Origin of the sequence: Neoluteolibacter marinus, from assembly GCF_014904755.1 — a bacterium.
GTDB lineage: Bacteria > Verrucomicrobiota > Verrucomicrobiia > Verrucomicrobiales > Akkermansiaceae > Haloferula > Haloferula marina.
Genome location: NZ_JACZFQ010000351.1, coordinates 1 through 503 on the forward strand (window position 1 = coordinate 1; position 503 = coordinate 503).

Annotated in this window: 1 pseudogene; it reads left to right on the forward strand. The window is 67.8% G+C overall.

The annotated features are described in order from the left end of the window. Positions 1-503 (forward strand): annotated as a pseudogene (locus tag IG178_RS25220) (cytochrome bc1 complex cytochrome b subunit); the annotation flags it as partial.

The following is a 503-nucleotide window of genomic DNA, read 5'->3' on the forward strand; positions in this document are numbered from 1 at the left end:
CATCCTCTTCGGCGACGGCGCCCTGCGCCTGTTCCCGGGCACCTGGCCCTGGAACTGGGAGTGGAACCTGTTCGGCCTGGTGACGATCCCGCTGGCCGTGTTCATCCCGCTGATGATCATGGGTGCGCTGATCGGTGCGATCTTCGCCTACCCGTTCCTGGAGCGCTGGATCTCCGGCGATTCCCGCGAGCACCACGTGCTGGACCGCCCGCGCAACGCCCCCACCCGCACGGGCCTGGGCGCAGCTGCGGTCGTGTTCTACTCCGTGATGATGGTGGCGGCCACCGGCGACCTCATCGCCACGCACTTCCACCTCTCGCTCAACGACGTCATCTACGCCCTGCGCACGCTGTGGATCGTCGGCCCGATCATCACGTTCTTGATCGTCAAGCGGATCTGCCTGTCGCTGCAGCGCAAGGATCGCGAGATCGCCCTGCACGGCCGCGAGACCGGCCGCGTGCAGCAGCTGCCGCACGGCGAGTTCGTCGAGGTCCACGAGCCGC